The sequence below is a fragment of the Streptomyces sp. S3(2020) genome (assembly GCF_013044505.1).
Taxonomy (GTDB): Bacteria; Actinomycetota; Actinomycetes; order Streptomycetales; family Streptomycetaceae; genus Streptomyces.
On the sequence record NZ_JABERD010000433.1, the window covers coordinates 1 to 3,232 of the forward strand.

General features: G+C 69.8%; 3 protein-coding genes and 1 pseudogene. 1 reads left to right on the forward strand and 3 read right to left on the reverse strand.

Going from position 1 to position 3,232, the window contains the following annotated elements:
• The first annotated feature begins 22 nt into the window (after positions 1-22).
• Complete coding sequence (locus HLK59_RS49140; protein WP_171148198.1) at positions 23-961, forward strand: glycine betaine ABC transporter substrate-binding protein; 939 nt, start codon at positions 23-25, stop codon at positions 959-961.
• Positions 962-995: 34 nt separating this feature from the next.
• Here the strand turns inward: HLK59_RS49140 and HLK59_RS49145 are convergent, their stop codons facing one another.
• The 3 genes and pseudogenes from HLK59_RS49145 to HLK59_RS49155 all read right to left on the reverse strand — a co-directional run.
• Positions 996-1,787 (reverse strand): S16 family serine protease, encoded by a 792-nt coding sequence (locus HLK59_RS49145; RefSeq protein WP_171148196.1) that lies wholly within the window; start codon positions 1,785-1,787, stop codon positions 996-998.
• Positions 1,788-1,829: 42 nt separating this feature from the next.
• Positions 1,830-2,939, reverse strand: coding sequence for an o-succinylbenzoate synthase (menC, locus tag HLK59_RS49150; RefSeq protein ID WP_171148197.1), 1,110 nt, complete (start codon positions 2,937-2,939; stop codon positions 1,830-1,832).
• Positions 2,936-3,232, reverse strand: a pseudogene (locus HLK59_RS49155) (hypothetical protein); the annotation flags it as partial. The pseudogene HLK59_RS49155 and the gene menC, both read right to left, overlap by 4 nt.

The following is a 3,232-nucleotide window of genomic DNA, read 5'->3' on the forward strand; positions in this document are numbered from 1 at the left end:
GAAGCGGGTGGGTGTGGTGGTGATGGTGGGGGTGCTGGTCTCGGGCTGTGGGCTGACGAGTGGGTCGCCGATGGTCGATGACGTGACGCCGGGCTCGATCGGGCGGGGCGAGCCGCTCAAGGGGGCGAGCCTCACGGTGACCTCCAAGGAGTTCACCGAGCAGCTGATCCTCGGCGCGATCATGGGGATCGCCTTCCAGGCGGCCGGGGCGGACGTCCTCGACCGGACGGGCATCCAGGGCTCGATCGGGGCCCGTGAGGCGGTCAAGTCCGGTGACGCGGACGGGATGTACGAGTACACGGGCACCGCCTGGATCACGTACCTGGGCAACAGCGAGCCGATCGCCGACCCGCACCAGCAGTGGGAGGCGGTACGCGAGGCAGACCTGAGGAACGGGCTGACGTGGCTGCCGCCGGCCTCCCTCAACAACACGTACGCGCTCGCGATGAACCAGTCCCACTTCAAGGAGTACGGCACGAAGACCCTGTCGGACGTGGCCGCGCTGTCGAAGTCGGACCCCGGGGCCGTGACCCTGTGCGTGGAGAGCGAGTTCGCCAACCGCGCGGACGGACTGCCGGGCATGGAGAAGGCGTACGGGATGAGCGTCCCGGCGAAGAACATCACCCAGATGGACACCGGGATCATCTACACCCAGGTGAAGAAGGGCAGTTGCACCTACGGCGAGGTCTTCACCACCGACGGCCGCATCAAGTCCATGAACCTCGCGGTGATGGCCGACGACAAGAAGTTCTTCCCCAACTACAACGCGGCCCCCGTGATCAACTCCAAGGCGCTGAAGAAGTGGCCGGCGATCGCGGAGCTCCTCGACCCGGTCACGAAGAAGCTGGACAACACGGTCGCCCAGGAACTGAACGCCAAGGTGGACGTGGACGGTCAGGATCCGCACCAGGTCGCGCTGGACTGGATGAAGAAGGAAGGGTTCGTGAAGGGGGGTTCGTGAAGGAGCGGTAGCCCTTCACGAACCCCGCGTCGGGCTAGCAGCTCGGTACGGAGCCCTTGCCCGTCTCCAGCGCCACCAGCGCGCTCACCGCGCCCTTCAGCGTGGTCACCGGAACGAGCCGCAGCCCCTTCGGCAGCTCCGCCTGCGCGTCCGCGCACTCGTCCTTGGGGACCAGGAACACCGTCGCCCCGTCCCGTTTCGCGGCCTGCGTCTTCAGGGGCACACCCCCGACCGCGCCCACCGTGCCGTCCGCGTCGATCGTGCCGGTCCCGGCGATGGTGCGGCCGCCGGTGAGGTCGCCGCCGCTGCCGTCGCCGTCCAGCTTGTCCACGATGCCCAGGGAGAACAGCAGGCCCGCGCTGGGGCCGCCGACGTCCGCCAGCTTCAGCGTGACCTTGACGTCGTCGTCCTTGAGATCCAGGTAGTTGAGCGCGGCCAGGGTCGCCGCGTCCTGGGACTCCTTCATCTGCGCGGTGTTGTGCCGCTCGATCTCCTTGGTGGACTGCCCGCTGGGATAGACCGAGTCGCGCGGCATGACCGCCCGGTCCGTGTCGAACCACGCGTCCAGCACGTCGCCGAGCGAGACCCGGGTGTCCGGATTGGTCGCCTCGATGGTGGTCATCCGGAGCTGTCCGCTGGTGTCCCGGGTCGGCGCACCCGAGATCGTGATCACCGGGGTGCCCTTGTTCTCGCCGAGGACGTTCGCCGTCATACCGGGCTGTGCCAGCGAGAACGGCAGCGGTGCGAGGGCCGCCGTGGCGAGCAGGGCCACGACGGGCAGGGCACAGACGGCTACGGCCTGGGGGCGTGTGAGGCGAGAGAGCACGGGATCAATCTAACGCGACGGCCACTTCCGGCCGGGGCCCGGTCAGCCCACGTAGAGATCCTCCCGGCGCCGGGTGAAGCGCCGCAGCACCTGGGGGAGCGGCTCGATGCCGATGCCCGGGGTGCGCGGGACCGGCAGATGGCCGTCCTCCAGCACGAACGGCTCCGTGATGTCCTCCGCGAAGTAGCGCGAGGACGCCGAGGTGTCGCCCGGCAGCGTGAAGCCCGGAAGTGCCGCCAGCGCCAGGTTCGGGGCGCGGCCGATTCCGGTCTCCAGCATGCCGCCGCACCACACCGGCACCCCGTGGGCGTGCGCCACGTCGTGCACCCGCCGGGCCTCCAGATAGCCGCCGACCCGCGCGGGTTTGACGTTGACCACCCGGCACGCGTCCATCGCGATCGCGGAGGCGGTGTCGCGGGCGTTGTGCAGGGACTCGTCGAGGCAGACGGGCGTGGACAGCCGGCGCTGGAGCTGCGCGTGCCCGTACAGGTTGTTCTCCTCCAGCGGCTCCTCGATCAGCAGCAGCCCGTACTCGTCCAGCCGTCGCAGATGCTCGGCGTCCGCGAGGGTGTACGCCGTGTTGGCGTCCACCTGGAGCGGCAGTTCCGCGCCGAAGCGCTCGCGCACCGCCCGTACCGGCTCCACGTCCCAGCCCGGCTCGATCTTCAGCTTGATGCGGACGTAGCCCTCGGCGAGATAGCGCGAGACGTCGTCGAGCAGCTCCGCGACCGACGTCTTGATCCCCACCGACACCCCCGCGGGGACCCGGTCGCGCACCGCGCCCAGATAGGTCGCCAGCGGCATCCCGTACGACCGCAGTTCGGCGTCCAGGACCGCTGTCTCCAGGGCCGCCTTCGCCAGCTCGTGCCCCTTGACCTTCGCCAGCACCGGGGCCAGCAGGGCGGTGGTGGGCGCGGGCAGTGCCGCGGCCCTCGGCAGCAGGAAGTCCCGCAGGACCGTCTCCGCTCCGGCCACGAACTCCGAGCAGTACAGCGGTTCCGGGTCGGCGGCGAACTCCGACCAGCCCTCCCCCGTGTCCGTGACGACGTGCAGGAGGAAGGTGTCCTTCGTCGTCATCGTGCCGAAGGAGGTGCGGAACGGGGTGACGAGCGGAATCGCGACGTGGACGATCTCCACGCGTTCGAGCTTCATGCGGCCCCCTCCGGGAGACGGGTGAGCGTGTACCAGCCGTCCCGCGACATCCCCGTCGCCGTGAACCCCTGCGCGAAGGCCTGGGTGAACACCTCGCGGACCGCGCGCCGCCAGCGCAGCGCGAGGGCCGGGTCGGCGGCCCGGAGCTTGACGACGTCGTCGGGGACCCGGCACCAGACGTGCAGGTCGTCCGGGTCGCGGCGGGCCAGCCGATAGGCACCATCACCGAGCACAGCAGGCGCGAGGGCGGAGACGAGACGAACCGGAGCTGACAAAAATCTAGCACACTGACG